This window comes from Micromonospora sp. NPDC085948, assembly GCF_040686315.1.
Taxonomy (GTDB): Bacteria; Actinomycetota; Actinomycetes; order Mycobacteriales; family Micromonosporaceae; genus Micromonospora.
In genome coordinates this window covers 702,680-717,667 of the sequence record NZ_JBFBJW010000002.1, presented here as the reverse complement: position 1 = coordinate 717,667, position 14,988 = coordinate 702,680, and the positions used below count along the sequence as shown (strand labels likewise).

Annotated in this window: 21 protein-coding genes and 1 pseudogene; 11 read left to right on the top strand and 11 right to left on the bottom strand. The window is 69.4% G+C overall.

Features of this window, described 5'->3' with window-relative positions:
* Positions 1-38 precede the first annotated feature (38 nt).
* Together AB0O48_RS09205 and AB0O48_RS09200 are read left to right on the top strand one after the other, a co-directional pair.
* Positions 39-401, top strand: a complete 363-nt coding sequence (locus tag AB0O48_RS09205; protein WP_110563545.1) for a PH domain-containing protein — start codon at positions 39-41, stop codon at positions 399-401.
* A gap of 234 nt (positions 402-635) precedes the next feature.
* Entirely contained in the window at positions 636-1,367 is a 732-nt protein-coding gene (locus AB0O48_RS09200) for a class I SAM-dependent methyltransferase (protein WP_357246909.1), read from the top strand.
* A 113-nt stretch (positions 1,368-1,480) separates the two neighbouring features.
* Here the strand turns inward: AB0O48_RS09200 and AB0O48_RS09195 are convergent, their stop codons facing one another.
* On the bottom strand, positions 1,481-1,792 hold the full coding sequence (locus AB0O48_RS09195) for a hypothetical protein (RefSeq protein ID WP_365064220.1): 312 nt from the start codon (positions 1,790-1,792) through the stop codon (positions 1,481-1,483).
* Positions 1,793-2,065: 273 nt separating this feature from the next.
* On the opposite strand from AB0O48_RS09195, the gene AB0O48_RS09190 reads away from it, so the two are divergent.
* Positions 2,066-3,400 carry an MFS transporter gene (locus tag AB0O48_RS09190; RefSeq protein WP_365064216.1) on the top strand — a complete coding sequence of 445 codons (1,335 nt, stop codon included), beginning with the start codon at positions 2,066-2,068 and terminating at the stop codon, positions 3,398-3,400.
* On the opposite strand, the gene AB0O48_RS09185 is transcribed toward AB0O48_RS09190, so the two are convergent.
* From AB0O48_RS09185 to AB0O48_RS09175, 3 genes are read right to left on the bottom strand one after another with little or no spacing between them, the layout of a single operon-like run.
* Positions 3,330-3,773 (bottom strand): SRPBCC domain-containing protein, encoded by a 444-nt coding sequence (locus AB0O48_RS09185; protein ID WP_365064213.1) that lies wholly within the window; start codon positions 3,771-3,773, stop codon positions 3,330-3,332. The genes AB0O48_RS09190 and AB0O48_RS09185 overlap by 71 nt on opposite strands.
* Positions 3,774-3,775: 2 nt before the next feature.
* On the bottom strand, positions 3,776-4,126 hold the full coding sequence (locus AB0O48_RS09180) for a metalloregulator ArsR/SmtB family transcription factor (RefSeq protein ID WP_357246920.1): 351 nt from the start codon (positions 4,124-4,126) through the stop codon (positions 3,776-3,778).
* Complete coding sequence (locus AB0O48_RS09175) at positions 4,123-4,581, bottom strand: SRPBCC domain-containing protein (RefSeq protein WP_365064209.1); 459 nt, start codon at positions 4,579-4,581, stop codon at positions 4,123-4,125. The genes AB0O48_RS09180 and AB0O48_RS09175 overlap by 4 nt, the downstream gene beginning before the upstream one ends.
* Positions 4,582-4,697: 116 nt before the next feature.
* Here AB0O48_RS09175 and AB0O48_RS09170 point away from each other — a divergent pair, with 116 nt between their 5' ends.
* The gene (locus AB0O48_RS09170) at positions 4,698-5,069 is read left to right on the top strand and encodes a VOC family protein (protein WP_357246926.1); all 372 of its coding nucleotides are present in this window, start codon (positions 4,698-4,700) and stop codon (positions 5,067-5,069) included.
* Positions 5,070-5,292: 223 nt separating this feature from the next.
* On the top strand, positions 5,293-6,099 hold the full coding sequence (locus AB0O48_RS09165) for a nucleotidyltransferase domain-containing protein (RefSeq protein WP_365064204.1): 807 nt from the start codon (positions 5,293-5,295) through the stop codon (positions 6,097-6,099).
* 14 nt (positions 6,100-6,113) lie between these two features.
* Here AB0O48_RS09165 and AB0O48_RS09160 read toward each other — a convergent pair whose 3' ends face one another.
* Positions 6,114-6,461 (bottom strand): hypothetical protein, encoded by a 348-nt coding sequence (locus tag AB0O48_RS09160; RefSeq protein ID WP_357246932.1) that lies wholly within the window; start codon positions 6,459-6,461, stop codon positions 6,114-6,116.
* A 36-nt stretch (positions 6,462-6,497) separates the two neighbouring features.
* Positions 6,498-7,268: a class I SAM-dependent methyltransferase gene (locus AB0O48_RS09155; RefSeq protein ID WP_365064200.1), complete on the bottom strand. Its 771-nt coding sequence runs from the start codon at positions 7,266-7,268 to the stop codon at positions 6,498-6,500.
* Between the two features lie 82 nt (positions 7,269-7,350).
* Between AB0O48_RS09155 and AB0O48_RS09150 the strand changes: the two genes are divergently transcribed.
* From AB0O48_RS09150 to AB0O48_RS09140, 3 genes are all read left to right on the top strand, one after another.
* Positions 7,351-8,007, top strand: coding sequence for a phosphotransferase (locus AB0O48_RS09150; protein WP_365064197.1), 657 nt, complete (start codon positions 7,351-7,353; stop codon positions 8,005-8,007).
* 165 nt (positions 8,008-8,172) lie between these two features.
* Entirely contained in the window at positions 8,173-8,514 is a 342-nt protein-coding gene (locus AB0O48_RS09145) for a hypothetical protein (protein WP_357246941.1), read from the top strand.
* Between the two features lie 197 nt (positions 8,515-8,711).
* Positions 8,712-8,963 (top strand): hypothetical protein, encoded by a 252-nt coding sequence (locus AB0O48_RS09140; RefSeq protein WP_357570949.1) that lies wholly within the window; start codon positions 8,712-8,714, stop codon positions 8,961-8,963.
* 148 nt (positions 8,964-9,111) lie between these two features.
* Here the strand turns inward: AB0O48_RS09140 and AB0O48_RS09135 are convergent, their stop codons facing one another.
* Positions 9,112-9,486, bottom strand: coding sequence for a hypothetical protein (locus tag AB0O48_RS09135; RefSeq protein WP_357246946.1), 375 nt, complete (start codon positions 9,484-9,486; stop codon positions 9,112-9,114).
* Positions 9,487-9,577: 91 nt separating this feature from the next.
* Here AB0O48_RS09135 and AB0O48_RS09130 point away from each other — a divergent pair, with 91 nt between their 5' ends.
* Positions 9,578-10,219, top strand: coding sequence for a nucleoside monophosphate kinase (locus tag AB0O48_RS09130; RefSeq protein ID WP_365064193.1), 642 nt, complete (start codon positions 9,578-9,580; stop codon positions 10,217-10,219).
* On the opposite strand, the pseudogene AB0O48_RS09125 reads toward AB0O48_RS09130, so the two are convergent.
* The 4 genes and pseudogenes from AB0O48_RS09125 to AB0O48_RS09110 form a co-directional block, all read right to left on the bottom strand.
* A pseudogene (locus AB0O48_RS09125) lies at positions 10,188-11,038 on the bottom strand (IS5 family transposase). The gene AB0O48_RS09130 and the pseudogene AB0O48_RS09125 overlap by 32 nt on opposite strands.
* Before the next feature lie 78 nt (positions 11,039-11,116).
* On the bottom strand, positions 11,117-12,202 hold the full coding sequence (gene ychF, locus AB0O48_RS09120; protein ID WP_357246949.1) for a redox-regulated ATPase YchF: 1,086 nt from the start codon (positions 12,200-12,202) through the stop codon (positions 11,117-11,119).
* A gap of 74 nt (positions 12,203-12,276) precedes the next feature.
* Positions 12,277-13,011, bottom strand: a complete 735-nt coding sequence (locus tag AB0O48_RS09115) for a peptidase E (protein WP_365064188.1) — start codon at positions 13,009-13,011, stop codon at positions 12,277-12,279.
* A gap of 93 nt (positions 13,012-13,104) precedes the next feature.
* Positions 13,105-13,596 carry a hypothetical protein gene (locus AB0O48_RS09110; protein WP_357246954.1) on the bottom strand — a complete coding sequence of 164 codons (492 nt, stop codon included), beginning with the start codon at positions 13,594-13,596 and terminating at the stop codon, positions 13,105-13,107.
* A 140-nt stretch (positions 13,597-13,736) separates the two neighbouring features.
* On the opposite strand from AB0O48_RS09110, the gene AB0O48_RS09105 reads away from it, so the two are divergent.
* Positions 13,737-14,246, top strand: a complete 510-nt coding sequence (locus AB0O48_RS09105; protein WP_357246957.1) for a SigE family RNA polymerase sigma factor — start codon at positions 13,737-13,739, stop codon at positions 14,244-14,246.
* Positions 14,243-14,782: a hypothetical protein gene (locus AB0O48_RS09100; protein WP_365064183.1), complete on the top strand. Its 540-nt coding sequence runs from the start codon at positions 14,243-14,245 to the stop codon at positions 14,780-14,782. Before AB0O48_RS09105 ends, AB0O48_RS09100 begins: the two co-directional genes overlap by 4 nt.
* The last annotated feature ends 206 nt before the right edge of the window (positions 14,783-14,988 follow it).

The window sequence follows — 14,988 nt, the reverse complement described above, 5'->3', positions numbered from 1 at the left end:
CGGGTGGGCCGGTGGCACCGGTTTTTTAACCTGGATCCATGGCGAACATCGCGTACGACCGCAAGGAGCAGGTCCAGCAGATCGAGAGCGGACTCCTCGACGGCGAGCAGATCATCGCCGTCTACGACGCGGTCGGCACCGGCACCGGGTTCATCGGGCTGACGGACCGTCGCGTGATCATCCAGGACCGCTCGTTCATCGGGAAGCGGTTCGCGATCACCAGCATCCCGTACTCGAAGATCACCAGCGTGAGTGTGGTCAGCAACAAGTCCTGGGGTGGCTCGTTCTTCTCCACCGGGGCGATCGCCATCCACGTGGGGACGCACACCTACGAGGTGGAGTTCCGTGGCGCGCAGAAGAGCCACCACGTGCACAACGTGATCCTGCACCACATCTCCTGAGCGCCCGACCACCGTGGCCCGGCCAGGCATATATGCCTTGCCGGGCCGCGGCCGTCTCTGGTCTGCTCGGTCGACAGCCGCGCGAAGGGAGCAGCCACCATGCCCGACACGACGAAGTCCCTCCGACCGAACGTCATCCGACCTGAGGAATCGAGGCTTCGTGAGCAGATCTGCTCCGACTCCCGTGGCGCGGGAGCGCGCCACTGACCCCCTGACCAACCCCGGAGGCCGCTGATGTCGGTGTTCGACGATCCCGGCCTCTTCGGCCGGCTGTGGGCCGCCGGCTACGACAGCCCAGGCAACCCCGACCCGGTGCCAGCGGTGGACTTCCTGGCCGATCTGGCCGACGGTGGGCCGGTTCTCGAGCTGGCGATCGGCACCGGCCGGGTCGCGCTGCCGCTGGCCGAGCGCGGTCTCGACGTGCACGGTGTCGAAGCGTCCGAGGAGATGCTGGCGCAGATGCGGGCCAAGCCCGGCGGCGACCGGATCCCCGTGGTCGTCGCCGACATGGCGGACGTACCGGTGACGGGTGAGTTCCGGCTCGCGTACCTGGTCTTCAACACGCTGTTCAACCTGGTGGACGCCGAGCGGCAGGCGGACTGTTTCCGCAACGTCGCCCGGGTGCTGTCGCCGGGCGGGGCGTTCGTCATCGAGACGTTCGTGCCGGACCCGCGCGACTTCGACCGCCACGAGCAGGTGCAGGTCTGGGGCGTCACCGAGGACTCCGCGACGATAAGACTGCATCGGTACGACCGACCGGCGCAGTCCTTCATCCGGCAGACCATCACCTTCGACGCCGACGGTGTGCACCTGAAGCCGTTCGCCATGCGCTACGCCTGGCCACACCAGATCGACGAGATGGCGCAGCAGGCGGGGCTCCGGCTCACCGAGCGGTACGCGGACTGGCACCGGCAGCCGTTCACCGCTGACAGCCCGTCGCACATCTCCGTCTACCGGGCGGAGTAGCAGTTGGTCGACTCCGGTTCCGGGAATCCGGGATGTCGAGGTCTCCTTGACCCCCCGACTTCAAGGAGCCGGAGTCGATCTCGCGATTCGCCGGCCCGACCGGCCAGGCTCTACTACGTGATGAGCTTGAAGTCACTCTGGAACGTGCCGTACTCGGCAGGCGAGACCCAGCAGCTGAAACGAACTCCGACCAGGCGCGGTTCCGCGATGTTCAACTGAATCGCCAACATTTCGGCGTCCGTCCGGTACGTCCGGTCAGCGTTGCCCGCGCGCTGAAATTCGACGATCCCCCCGCGTCTGCCGACGACCACGTACTCCCTTCTCTCACCGCGCGCCTCCGTACCACCGTGCGTGGTGTCGACATGCCGCTCATCGATTGGCTGGCCGCAGAGGCCGCAGAGAGACGCCGGCTCAGAAGCTTCCATGCCGAACAAGGTAGCGGCGTGGGCATCGGGCCGGACGCCAGCTTTCCGATGCTGCCGTGCGGTGCGGCACCGGGGGTACAGACATTGCAGCGGTAGGCCCGACCCGCCGCGAGGGGCTCGGCGACCGACTACGAGCGGTATCCCTCAGCGGCGACACCGCACCGGTCGCCGACGAGCGCCCGGACCCGGTAGGTGACACGTTGCGCGTTCGACTGATTCTGCTGTCGGCAGTCTTCCTTGCTCTGCCGGGCCCGCGCCGGGTGAGCTGGCAGCATGCCAACGGACACCGCCCGGTTCCCCCGCACCTCGCCGTACTGGCCGGTGGTCAGTCATCCGCAGCTCCGGCGCGTCCTGCCCGGGCTCGCCGTGTCGGCGTTGGGCGACGGCATGGCGGTCGTCGCGGTGATCTGGCTCGCCAGCGACCTCGCCCCGCCCGGTCAGCGCGAGACCTGGGCCGCGCTGGCCATGGCCGCGTACACCGTGCCGAGCGCGGTCGGGACTGTCGTCTTCGGCCGGCTGCTACGTGGACGCGGCGGCGCCCAACTCGCCGGGTGGGACGCGATCCTGCGGGCGTGCGCGCTCGCGGCGATCCCGCTCGCCCACCTCGCGGGCGTGCTCACCCTCGGGCTGTACGTGGTCCTGCTGGCCGCGTCGGCCCTGCTGCACTCGTGGGGCTCGGCCGGACGGTTCACCCTGATCGCCGAACTGCTGCCGCAGCGACACCACCTCCCCGCGAACGCGGTGCTGGGCACCATCGCCGGGTTCGCCACCATCGTCGGCCCACCACTGGCGGGCATCCTGATCGGTTGGGCGGGACCGGTGTGGGTCATCGCGATCGACGCCGCCACCTTCGCCGCGCTGGCCCTCACGTACCGCCTCGCCCTTCCCACCAGCGACGAGGCCCCGCGGGCCGAGCGCGGCGCTTCGCGGACCGCCGGCCTCGCGGTCATCCGCCGCAACCCGGCCCTGCTGGGCCTCCTGGTATTGAGCCTCGGGTTCTTCTTCCTCTTCGGACCGGTGTACGTGGCCATGCCGTTCCACGTCAAAGACGACCTGCACGCCTCCGCGACGCTGCTCGGCATCTTCTACGCCGCCTTCGGCGTCGGCGGTCTCGTCGGCGGCCTGGTCGCCGGTTACCTCCGCCGCTGGCCGCTGCGGGTCACCACCATCGGCATCGTCGTCGGGTTCGGGATCGCCATGCTGCCTCTCGGCCTGGGTGCGCCGCTCGTCGTGTCGTTGCCGGCCTTCGCCCTGGCGGGACTGATCTGGGCACCGTACATGTCCACGTCGATGGCGCTGTTCCAGCGCAGCACGTCGACCGAGCAACTGCCGGCGGTGCTCGCCGCGAACGGCGCCGTCCTCGTGCTGGCGGTGCCCCTGGGCACCATGCTGGGCGGGCCACTCGTGCGTGCCGTGGGCGCGCGCCCGACGATGCTGCTCTGCGCCGTGGCGATCGTGGCCCTCGGCCTGGTCGCCGGAGGGTTCGCGATCTCCCGGCGGAGCGCGCGACCCCCCGGCGGGCCGACCGGCACCGAGGTCAGTGCCCGTCGCCGATCTGTACGTCGTCCGGTGCCGGCCGGCCGCGCCCGGTCTCCACGAACGCCTTGAGACTCAGCAGGAACGTCGCCCACTTGGTGCTGCACTGGTGCGTCAGCTCGGTCGGCTCACGCCAGCCCTCATGGGTGAACTGGACGATCGTGAACTCGCCGCGTTCGTCGAGACGCCAGCCGATCTCGGTGCCGATCCATTCCGTCGGACCGTCGGTGACCCGCCACCGCACCCGGCCGGCCGGGTCCAGCTCAAGGATCTCCAGGTCGAACCCGGGGTCGTCGCCGAACCGGACGGCCAACCGGCCGCCGACCTCGCTCTTGCCTGTCGTGTCGACCGACCACCAGCCGGCAACGCCCTCGGGAGATGCCACCGCCTGGTAGACGTCGTCGAGCGGGGCGACGACGCCGACTTGGTGCAGGATGTCGACCATTGTCATTCTCCTTCGTCGTGGTGGCGGTTGCGCTCGATCGCCTCGGCGATCCGCTTGATCCGGCGGAGCCGGGCGTCCCAGGTGGAGCCCACCGCCGACAACTGCGCGACGGCGCGGGCGAGCTGCGCCTCGTCGACCTGGTAGTGACGCTCGCGACCGGCCGACTCGGCGTGGATCAGCCCGACCCGGTCCAGGACGGCCAGGTGCTTCGCGACGGCCTGCCGGGTGACGGGTAGCCGCCGGCTCAGCGACGTCGCGGTGCCCGGCCCGTCGGAGAGCAGAAGATCGATCATCGTACGACGGGTGGGGTCACCGATCGCCGACCACAGCTCGTCGTCGACAGCGGTGCTCACGGCGTGGCGACCAGCCGTGCGACGTACCCGCCCAGCCTGGGCAGGTAGTGGTCCCAACCGTTCTCGTGATCCTGGTACTGCGCCTCCAGGACGGCGATCTCCCAGCCCATCTCGCGGAACCCGGTCTCGGTCATCCGGATCTGCGTGCCCGTGCCGCTCGGGGTCAGGTCGAAGGTGACGAGCAGTGCCGACCCTCTCCGGTCCGGCTCGGTGAAGCACCACCGGAAGGAGAATCGCTTCGGCGGGTCGACCTCGACGACGGCGAGCGCGACGGTCGTCGTCTCGCCGGTGTCGGCGTTTCGCCAGATCAGTTCGCCGGGCGCGCCCGCGACCGATTCGAACCGCGCGTCGTCGGGCCACCACTCCCGCATGTGCTCGGGCTGACTGACCACCTCGAAGACCACCTCGGGTGACGCGTCGACGTGGATGTCGCGCTCGATGGTTCCCTGTTCCATGCGCCCCAACCTTTCGCAACCTTTGGTTGCACTCAACCTACGACAGCCCTCCGCCCTCGCGCAACCTTTCGTTGCATGTCGCGGTCTGGTCGTACCCGGGGCGCACAATGCCGTGCATGTCTGAGCCATCGCCGCACCGGCACCACGCCATCGACTACGTCGAGTTCACGGTGACCAACCTCGCCGAGGCCAAGCGCTTCTACGCCGACGCGTTCGGCTGGCAGTTCAACGACTACGGTCCCGGGTACGCGGGCATCCGCAGCCCGCACGACTCCGGCCCCGAGGTCGGCGGCCTCCGCCTGGACCAGGCCGTCCAGCAAGGCGGTCCGCTGGTGCTGCTCTACTCAAGCGACCTGGACCGGTCCGTGCAGGCCGTGAAGGAGGCCGGCGGCCAGGTGGTGAAGGGGCCGTACGAGTTTCCCGGTGGCCGCCGGTTCCACTTCACCGACCCCAGCGGCAACGAGCTGGGCGCCTGGGCCGAGCGCTGATCGCATGCACACGTTGGTGGTAGCCGTGCATCCCGAGGCCGGGTCCTCACGCACCACACGGCTCGGCAGCTGGCGGCCTCGTTGCGTGCCGGCTCCGTCGAGATCGCCGACCTGATCGTGGACTACTGCGGCAGCCGTCGTGGCGTCACGGCCTTCGTGTACGAGTCCGAGCAGGACGACTCCGCCCGAGCTGACGATCACCTGCTGCGGCAGAGTGACCCCCATGACCGGCAGAGGATTGACCGTCGACGGAACGATCGCGCGCGAAGGCGAGCTGAGTCGGGTCCCACCGGCATTCGCCGGTGTCGTCGACGCGGCACGCACCCGGATAGTCGAGGGCTTCGGCGGCGGCCGACTGCACAGCGCCTACCTCTACGGCAGCATCCCGCGTGGCACCGCCGTACCTGGAGTCTCTGATCTTGATCTGTTGCTCGCTCTGAACGCCGAGCCGACCGCGGCCGACCGGCGGGATGCCACGCGGATCGAGCAAGCCCTCGACCAGTCCTTCGACGAGATCGACGGCGTGGGCATCCTGCTGTTCAGCGCACGTACGCTGCTCAGCGAGCTGGAACGCCACGATCTCGGCTTCTTCGTCGCGTGCCTGTGCACTCCCCTGCTGGGCGACGACCTCGCCGACCAACTCCCCGGCTACCGGCCCACTGCCCTGCTCGCCCGCGAGACGAACGGCGACCTGGCAATCGCGCTTCCAGACTGGCGTCGGCAAGCGGCCGAAGCGAGCACCGACAACCACCGTAGGAGTCTCTGCCGGCTCGTCGCCCGTCGCATCGTCCGGACGGGATTCACGCTGGTCATGCCTCGCTGGGAAGGCTGGACAAGCGACCTCGTCGAGTCCGCCGAGGCGTTCGGTCTCTACTACCCGCAACGCGCCGAGCAGATGCCCGCCGCTGCGAGGATCGGGCGCGCGCCCTCGGCGGATCCGGCGGTACTACGCCACCTCATCGACGACCTGGGGCCGTGGCTCGCGGTGGAGTACGCGGCCGTCCATGGTGAGAAGGCGGTACGTCCCTGACGTTGCACCATGCCCTAGCGGAGGTCGGCACCGCTCATCACCCGACAGCCGAACATGTCGCCGAGGACAGCGCGCTGATGGTCGGTCAAGGGGTTCACGAAGACCGCGACATCGACCCCACCCTCCCGGCAGGCATCGGCGACCTCGCGGGCTTTGCCAGAGCTGAGCAGAGTGCGCCTCGAGAACGGCGCCGCCATCCTGTCCGCCCCGCCGAAGGAGACGCCCCGCCGCTGAACGTGCCGACTCACCACGTGACCCCCGTGGGTTTCCACCAGGGTGGCCAGCAGATCGAGCTGGTCAGCAAACTCCCTGTCCTTCGCGGAGAACAGGCCCACCAGCGCCACGTCGGCGCCTGCCAGCACAGCGTGCACACTTCCGGCCCGGCCTCGGCTCATCGGTCACCTGCGCAGGACGCGCAGCACGCCGGTCAACATCGGCAGAGTGAACTCGCCCTGCGCGGTCTCGGACCTGGTCGCAAGGAAGGCACGAATTTGGCCGAGCGTGGCGTCCCGCTCCTCCTCCGGCGCGACCAGCATCCCCGCCCGGGTCGCCAGTGTCGCGACGAGGGAGTCGGCGGTCCGGCGCTGCCCGTGCGGAAACTCGACCTGCTCCGATGCGCCGAACCGGGTGCCCAGCCCGGTGCCCGCGACGAGCATGGCCGCCGTCGCCGCGCGCCAACTGCTCAGCGTGTCGCGGGGGCCGATGACCGCACTCCCGCTGACCCGTTCGAGTGCGGAAACCCAGTCGATCCGGTCGTCCATGACGTTCCACAGCCCCGCGAGGACGCCGCCGGGCGCGAGGACCCTGGCAATTTCGGCCCCGGCGACGACCGGGTCGAACCAGTGCAGGGCGTTGCCAGCCAGGACGGCGTCGACGGAGGCGTCCGGCAACGGAATCGACTCCGCGCTACCCGGCAGTGCCCGGACGGCCGGCAGCGCGCGGCGCAGTTCGGTGAGCATCGCCGGGTCGGGTTCGACCGCGACGACGTCCGCACCCAGCTCGACCAGCGTGGCGGTCAACTTGCCGGTACCGGCACCGAGGTCGAGCACCCGTGGGCCGGGCGCGGGCTCAAGCGCCCAGCGCACCCCTGCCCGCGCGTAGTCCGGACGATGTTCGGCGTACACGGTCGCTGCCGCGCCGAAGGATGATCGGAGCAGATGGTCGTCCATGCGGTGACTCTATGCGGCTGCGAGCACGCCGATCGTCCTCGGAGGCATCGGGGAGGATGACTGCTTCGGTTACCGTCGGGGCGTGGTGGATCCGGTTCCGCTGGCGTCGGGGCGAGACGCCGACGTCTTCGCCATCGACGATCGGCGCGTCCTCCGGCGTTACCGCAACGGTGGAGACGTGGCCGCCGAAGCGGCTGTCATGGCGTACGTGGGAGGTCTGGGTTTTCCGGTGCCCACCGTGTACGAGGCGCGCGGCACCGATCTCGTCCTGGAACGTCTGGACGGGGGCACCATGTTGTCGGCGCTCATCGCCGGTGAACTCGATGCCCTGGCAGCGGCCGACTGTCTGGCGGATCTGCATCGCCGGCTCCACGCGTTGCCGCCCCGGCTCGGCGAACGCGACGACGACCGGATCCTGCACCTCGACCTGCACCCGGACAACGTCATGCTGACGTCACGGGGACCGGTCCTCATCGACTGGCGCAACGCCACCGAGGGACCACCAGACCTTGATGTCGCGCTCTCCGCCGTCATCCTCGCCCAGGTGGCTGCCGATGGTGAGCATCCCCTGGCAACGCCGGCCGCAACGCTGTTGGCTGCCTTCCTGGACCGCGTCGGCAGCAGCCTGCTGACCGGGCTGGACGACGCCGTGGCGGTACGGCGGAACGATCCGGCACTCACCGCACGTGAGCGGGAGCAGCTCGACGCCGCTGCCGTCCTGATCACGGGCCACTGGTAAGGCCCCAACGGAGGCGCGTGGCGCTGGTGCTCGCGGTTACGGCGGGGGTCTCTGTGGCGGCACGTCCGGTGCCCTCTGTGTGCCCCGCAAAACCCTTGTCCAGGCACCGAAGGACGCAGCTAGGCTGCGGTCGAGGTAGGGCAGAGGGGCTTGGGGGGATCGGCAATGATGATTGTGGCCTTCGACGACAATCGCGACTGGTACATCCAGGGATGGGTCTTCGACGAAATTGTCGATTCCGTTCCCGTCGGGATGCTTCAGGACGATGACGTGGACGAGCACCTGCGACCTGGCCGCGCGATGGGGCTGCTCGATCTGCGGTCCAGGGAACCGGATCGAGCGCGGCGCATCATCGCTGGTCTGAGTGCGGGCGTGGTCGGCCGAATGCGCACGCTCGACCAGAGCAACGACAAGCTTGTCGAGTTCTACGAGGGCCTGCTGAAGACCGCTGCTGCCGCCGCCCGCGAGCTTCCCACCGCGGGCAACGGGGCAATCTCGCCTTCCTGAATACCGCGCTATCGAGGTCGGCGGAACACCACGACTTCAATGAAGCCGAGTCGATCAGGTCGTCGAGGGCCCAACTGACCGCCGAGACTCGCTGGCACGCGTGTCTGTCATTGACGCCTCAGCCAGTCCGGAACTGCGGGTGCGGAGACCCGCAACGGTCCGCGGCGGTCACGGACGTACGTCGCATAGTCCGCGAAATGGCGACGCCGGCCGAGAAAGTGCGGGTAGTGATCGAAGTGCCACCGGCAGGCCTCGACGAACTCTGTGTGGTCATCGAGGCCCAGCCGAGCACAGAGACGTGCGAACTTGTCCAGGCCGTCCAGCATCTCGGCGCACTGGGCAGGCGTCGCGCCATCGGCGCCCCACAGCACACCGGCTGGCAGCTCGTGAACCGCGTATTCAAGCCACTGTCGATCACGAAGGTAACGCGTCCGGTCATCGTCGGCTGAGGCGTTCACCGGACTTCCCTTACCTGCACCATGTGGCCAGCCTAGGCAGCAGACGTCGGACCGGAGTCAGACGTCGAGGCGAACTCAGAGTCGCTGTCTCGCTACCAGCGGCGGCACCATCCGACACCTCACCTGGCGTCTCGGGCTGTCAAGGTTGGTCGTCCAGCCGCTCCTCGACCCGGCCGCACATGACCTCGATTTCGCCAGACCGGATCATCTCGTCAACTGCCGCGACCATGGCAGCAACACCGGGTTCGGGAACGATCACCTGATCCGAACACCAGAAGTAACGGCCACCATCGGTTTCTCCGGTGCTCGCGTGTCTCTGCAGGATTTCCTCCACTGCGTCAAGAGTGAAGAAGGTGGCGTACCGGTGAGTGCCGTCCGCGAGATAGATGTGCGCATCAACGTTGTCGACCGTCTCGGCATCATCGCCGCCGCCCAGCATGAACTGCACGACAGCGGCTTCGGTCTCTACGACGTGTCCGTACATGTCGTCCGTCAAGCCGTGCATCTCGCGCACTCCGTCACCTACCATGACGCGCACTGTAGCTCCCAGCTCGACCCCGGAGCCCACACTGCCGTTCGCCGGCTACATGCACCTGGGAGCATGCATGCGGAACGTTGCCCTTCTCGCCGGGCCGTTGGTCGACCTGTCCTCCGCTGCCGCGGTTCTGGAAGCGACCGGCCTGCAGGTCATCAGCCCAGGCAACGTCTGCCGTGAGCACGTGCAACTGCGGACGCCGCTGGGCGAGCAGATGAACCGGTACATGCAGACCGGGCACCTTATCCCGGATGTGCTGACCACGAAGGCCATCGCTGACGCCCTGGCCGCCGTGGACGGCGGCTGGCTGCTGTGCAACTACCCGCGCAGGATCGATCAGGCGGAGTTGTTGGCGCAGAGCGGCCATGCACCCGACACGGTGATCGAGCTCGTCCTGACGAAGGACGAACTCGACCTCATGGCCCGCCGCCGGATAGAACGTCGGATAGAACTGGACCCACAGCAGGCCGGGCGAGGCGACGAACTGCTGCTGATGTACTCGCACTACCAGGAGAACTACCAGGAGCAGATCGAGCCGCTGCGCGCTTACTACCGAACTCGCGGCATGTTGTGGACCGCCAGTGGCTCTGGCGGCTACGAGGACATGGCGGCCACGCTGCTTCCGACCGCTGCCGACGGTCGAGGCCTCCCGCAGACGGCTAGGGCGTGTCTTCAAAGGCTCACAACCATTGGAGTAGCGCGGCGATGGTGACTGTGGCCTGGAACGAGGTCGCGGTCTTGTCGTAGCGGGTCGCCACGCTGCGGTACTGCTTGAGCCGGTTGAAGCACCGTTCGACGACGTTGCGCCGTTTGTAGAGCTGCTTGTCGAACGCCGGTGGTCGGCCGCCACGGCTGCCGCGTCGGTGGCGGTTGGCCTGCTGGTCGGCGCGCTCAGGGATCGTGTGTCCGACGCCGCGCCGGCGCAGGTCAGCCCGGATGGCCTTGGAGCTGTAGCCCTTGTCGGCGATGACATGGTCGGGCCGGACCCGAGGTCGGCCGGGTCCGGCCCGCTCGACCCGGATCGCTGCCATGACGTGCGTGAAGCGGCTGCAGTCGTTGACGTTGCCGCCGGTAAGCACGAACGCCAGGGTCCGACCCAGGCCGTCGCAGGCGAGGTGAATCTTGGTGGTCAGTCCACCTCGACTTCGGCCGAGGGCGTGATCTTGTGGTTCGTCCGATTCGCAGGCCCCCCTTTAGCGCCCGCAGCGTGCTGGTGGGCACGCACGATCGTGGAGTCCACCGACACCAGCCAGTCAATGTCCCCGGCAGCGTCCGCGTCGGCCTGGACCCCGGCCAGCATCCGCTCGAACGTGCCATCAAGGGCCCACCTGCGGAAACGGGTATAGATCGACTGCCACGACCCGTAGCGGACGGGCACATCACGCCACGCCGCCCCGGCCCGGATCTTCCACACGATCCCGTTGAGGACCCGCCGGTCATCGACCCGAGGCCGACCACCGGTCACCACCGACGGCAGATACCGCGATAGCGCATCCCACTCGACGTCAGATAACTCGTAGCGACGACCCACGCCCTACATCATCCGACACCATGATCCTTTGAAGACACTGCCTAGGGCACGAGACCCAGGGCGACGACTCGACCGGAGTCAGACGTTGAAGCGGAACTCCACCACGTCGCCGTCCTGCATGACGTACTCCTTGCCCTCGATGCGGACCTTGCCCGCCGCCTTGGCCGACGCCATCGAACCGTGCTCGACCAGGTCGTGGTAGGAGACCACCTCGGCCTTGATGAAGCCGCGCTGGAAGTCGCTGTGGATGACACCCGCGGCCTCCGGCGCGGTGGCGCCGACCGGGACGGTCCAGGCGCGTGCTTCCTTGGGACCGGCCGTGAGGTACGTCTGGAGGCCGAGCGTGCGGAAGCCGACCCGGACGAGCTGGTTGAGGCCGGGCTCGTTCTGCCCGATCGACTCCAGCAGCTCGCGGGCCTCCTCCTCGGGGAGGTCCACCAGCTCGGATTCGATCTTCGCGTCCATGAAGACGGCCTCGGCGGGGGCGACCAGGGCGCGCAGCTCGTCGAGGAACGCCTCGTTGGCCAGCTCGGCCTCGTCGACGTTGAAGACGTACAGGAAGGGCTTGGTGGTGAGCAGGTGCAGCTCGCGCAGGTGCTCCAGCTCGATCTTGGCGGCGGCGGCCCCGGAGTAGAGGGTGGTGCCGCCGTCGAGCACCTCGATGGCGGCCTTCGCGGCGGCGACCGCGGCCAAGCGGTCCTTGCGGAGCTTGGCTTCCTTCTCCAACCGGGGCAGCGCCTTGTCCAGGGTTTGCAGGTCGGCGAGGATCAGCTCGGTGTTGATCGTCTCGATGTCGTCGGCCGGGGAGATCTTGCCATCGACGTGCACCACGTTCGGGTCGGAGAAGGCCCGGACCACCTGGCAGATCGCCGAGGCGTCGCGGATGTTCGCCAGGAAGGCGTTGCCCCGGCCCTGCCCCTTCGAGGCGCCGCGGACCAGGCCGGCGATGTCGACGAACGACACCGGAGCCGGTAGCACCTTCTGCGAAGAGAAGATCTCGGCCAGTTTGCCCAGCCGCTCGTCCGGAAGCCCGACCACGCCGACGTTGGGCTCGATGGTGGCGAACGGGTAGTTCGCCGCCAGCACGTCGTTCTTGGTCAACGCGTTGAAAAGCGTGCTCTTGCCGACGTTGGGCAGGCCGACGATGCCGATGGAGAGACTCACGACCACCCAGCCTACGCGGCGAACGGTTCACGTCGCGACGGGACCCGGCGAGCAGGCGTGACAGGCGCCGGCGCTCAGCCGAGCAGGCGCGGGGCGATGACCGCCTCCCGGACGCTGCCGTCCGCGCCCCGGCTGACCTCGTACGCCGAGACGCCCTCGCGGTCCGCGACCGCCTCGACCAGTTGGGTGCCCCGGTAGACCAGGCCGACCCCGTCGTCGGTGCAGTGGCTGGTCGGCAGCGTCTCGTTGCCGACCAGCTCGTGCATGAGCGGGCGTCGCTGCCCCTCGCTGTCGTAGTGCACCCCGTTGCCGTACGGCAGCCAGGCCAGGCCGTCGGTGAAGCCGCGCAGCCGGGGGCCGAAGCTGTCGGTGGCACCGCCGACATGCCAGCAGATCGAGCCCGCGGACACCCCGGCCAGCACCACGCCGGCCTGCCAGCACTCGTGCAGGATCTCGTCGAGCCCGTGCACCCGCCACACGGCGACCAGGTTGGCCACGCTGCCACCGTCGACCCAGATCACGTCCTGGGCGAGCAGGTGGGCGCGGATGTCCTCGACGTTCGGCATGGGGAACAGGGTGAGGTGCGACAGCCGGAACCGGGTGTCGGCGAACGCGCCGTAGATGGCGCTCAGCACGGTGGGCTGGTCCCCGATGGCCTGACCGAGATAGCAGACCCGTGGCTGCGGGCCGGCCTCGGCCAGTTCGGCCGCCAACTCGAAGACCGGGCTGGGGCGCAGGTTGTAGGGGCCGCGGTCACCCCGGAAGAAGCCCATGCTGGTGGCGAGGATGGTAGGTGCGCTGGCGGGCATGGGGCGTCCTTCCGTCGGGGATGCGGCGTCCATCCTGCCGCAGCCGGCCGACCGGGGACCGCCAACCCCGGTGCGGCCAGTCGGCCGAGGCGGTCAGTTGCCGCGGCGCTGCCGAGGAACCGTGACCTCGGGCAGTTCGTCGAACGGCCGGCCGTCCGGGGGTAGTTGGGCCGCGGCGGCGCGGGGCAGGGTGAACCGGTCGGCGGCGGCCGGGCCGGCCGAGATCGACTCGCGCAGCATCCAGCGCACCTCGTCGGCCGTCCAGCCCAGCCCTGGCCGAGCGGCTATCTCGCGAACCAGCCGCCGGCCGACCCGGGTGTCGTCGTCGTAGAAGCGCATGCACCAGTGGTGCGTCCACATGCCGAGCGCCCGCAGGCCCGCGTCGTCTAGCGAGCCGACCAGCCGGCCGCAGGCGGTGTCGGTGAAGGCCTGCTCGGGGTCGGTCGCCCGGTCCCGGTCGATGGCGCCGCGGGCGGCGGGCGCGACGGCCCGCATCCGGCGGTAGAAGGACTGCGCCACCGCGCGGGGCAGCGGCGGAAATGTGCCAGGTGTCGACGCCGCCGCCCAACCCGCCACGCTCGTCATCCGTCGCACCCCTTCTTGAGTTGGTGGCCGGACGGTACCCGTCACGACCGACACTTCCGGGCCGGAAAAACCCATCGGATCGCGGATAGCGACGATGACCTGCGGCGTCTGTATCTGTGACAACGAAACGGGGGTGGTGGGTGGACGAGGACGAGCGGGCTCGACTGGCCGAGTTCGTCGGCAGCCGGACGCCGGCGCTGATGCGGGTCGCGTACCTGCTGACCGGGGACCGCAACGCCGCCGAGGACCTGTTCCAGTCGGCACTGGCACGGACCATCCCGAAGTGGGGGTCCATCCGGCACGCCGATCCCGAGGGGTACCTCCGCGTGGTGATGTACCGCGAACAGATCAGCTGGTGGCGACGACTGCGCCGATGGCGGGAGACGCCGCTCAACCCGGCGGACGAACCGGTCGGCGTCGATCCGAGCGGCGGCTCCGACGTGCGGCTGGCCATGCGCGCCGCGCTGCGCCACCTGCCACCGGCACAGCGGACGGTGGTGGTCCTGCGCTACTACGAGGATCTGCCCGAAGCCCGGGTGGCCGAGCTGCTCGGCTGCTCCGTGGGCACGGTACGCAGCCGTACCCACCGGGCTGTCACGCGCCTGCGCGAACTACTGCCGGAGGTCGAAATGCTGGAGGTGCGGCGATGACCGATCCCTTCGAGCACCTCATCCGCTCCACCCTCACCGACCTCGCCGAGGAGGCACCGATCGTGCATGACCAGTTGACCGGAGCGGAACGGCGGGTGCGCAACAGGCGCCGCGCCACGGTGACGATGGGGGCGGTCGGCACCCTCGCGGCGATCCTGATCGCCACTCCGCTCGCTCTCGCCTCGACCGGCTCGGACGAGGCGCCGCCGGCCGCCCCCAGCCCGGCGGGTCCAGCGGCCGTGCCCGGCCCACCCGCACCCGACCTGTCCACGCCGACCGCGGTGCCGCCGGGCGTACCAAGCCCCGGCGGCGCGAAACAGGACCCGTGGCAGCGGCCGGACGCGCCCGGCAAGCCCGGTGAGCCAGGTGTGCCCGCTGCGCCCGGTGAGCCCGGTGCGCCCGCTGCGCCGGCTGCGCCGGGAGTCCCTGGTGTGCCTGGAGCCCCTGGTGTGCCCAGTGATCCGTTCAAACGGGACGTGCCCGGCGTGCCTGGTGAGTCGGCACCGTTTACCGCACCCGGCGCGCCCAGCCGATGAGCACACCGACCGTGTCGCGCTGAGCAGGACCGGTCAGGTCGGCGGCGTCCTCGCCCCGGCCTGACCGGAGATACCGGTCACCTCCGGGCGGCCCTCCCCGCGCCAGCGAGCGCCGCGCGTCCCCGGGAACGGCGGGCGGTGGCCCACCGGGTTTGCCGAGGCCGGTGAGCCCACCCATCCTTGGGCCATGACCGATCCCGGACATC

What these genes read in the sequence shown, in the direction of transcription:
- AB0O48_RS09175 (WP_365064209.1), bottom strand. Translation starts at nt 4,581, where the DNA reads ATGGAACAGGGAACCATCGAGCGCGACATCCACGTCGACGCGTCACCC.
- AB0O48_RS09110 (WP_357246954.1), bottom strand. Translation starts at nt 13,596, where the DNA reads ATGACGAGCGTGGCGGGTTGGGCGGCGGCGTCGACACCTGGCACATTT.
- AB0O48_RS09185 (WP_365064213.1), bottom strand. Translation starts at nt 3,773, where the DNA reads ATGGTCGACATCCTGCACCAAGTCGGCGTCGTCGCCCCGCTCGACGAC.
- AB0O48_RS09115 (WP_365064188.1), bottom strand. Translation starts at nt 13,011, where the DNA reads ATGCCCGCCAGCGCACCTACCATCCTCGCCACCAGCATGGGCTTCTTC.
- AB0O48_RS09100 (WP_365064183.1), top strand. Translation starts at nt 14,243, where the DNA reads ATGACCGATCCCTTCGAGCACCTCATCCGCTCCACCCTCACCGACCTC.
- AB0O48_RS09190 (WP_365064216.1), top strand. Translation starts at nt 2,066, where the DNA reads ATGCCAACGGACACCGCCCGGTTCCCCCGCACCTCGCCGTACTGGCCG.
- AB0O48_RS09140 (WP_357570949.1), top strand. Translation starts at nt 8,712, where the DNA reads ATGGCGACGCCGGCCGAGAAAGTGCGGGTAGTGATCGAAGTGCCACCG.
- AB0O48_RS09200 (WP_357246909.1), top strand. Translation starts at nt 636, where the DNA reads ATGTCGGTGTTCGACGATCCCGGCCTCTTCGGCCGGCTGTGGGCCGCC.
- AB0O48_RS09195 (WP_365064220.1), bottom strand. Translation starts at nt 1,792, where the DNA reads ATGGAAGCTTCTGAGCCGGCGTCTCTCTGCGGCCTCTGCGGCCAGCCA.
- AB0O48_RS09130 (WP_365064193.1), top strand. Translation starts at nt 9,578, where the DNA reads ATGCGGAACGTTGCCCTTCTCGCCGGGCCGTTGGTCGACCTGTCCTCC.
- AB0O48_RS09155 (WP_365064200.1), bottom strand. Translation starts at nt 7,268, where the DNA reads ATGGACGACCATCTGCTCCGATCATCCTTCGGCGCGGCAGCGACCGTG.
- AB0O48_RS09145 (WP_357246941.1), top strand. Translation starts at nt 8,173, where the DNA reads ATGATGATTGTGGCCTTCGACGACAATCGCGACTGGTACATCCAGGGA.
- AB0O48_RS09205 (WP_110563545.1), top strand. Translation starts at nt 39, where the DNA reads ATGGCGAACATCGCGTACGACCGCAAGGAGCAGGTCCAGCAGATCGAG.
- AB0O48_RS09170 (WP_357246926.1), top strand. Translation starts at nt 4,698, where the DNA reads ATGTCTGAGCCATCGCCGCACCGGCACCACGCCATCGACTACGTCGAG.
- AB0O48_RS09165 (WP_365064204.1), top strand. Translation starts at nt 5,293, where the DNA reads ATGACCGGCAGAGGATTGACCGTCGACGGAACGATCGCGCGCGAAGGC.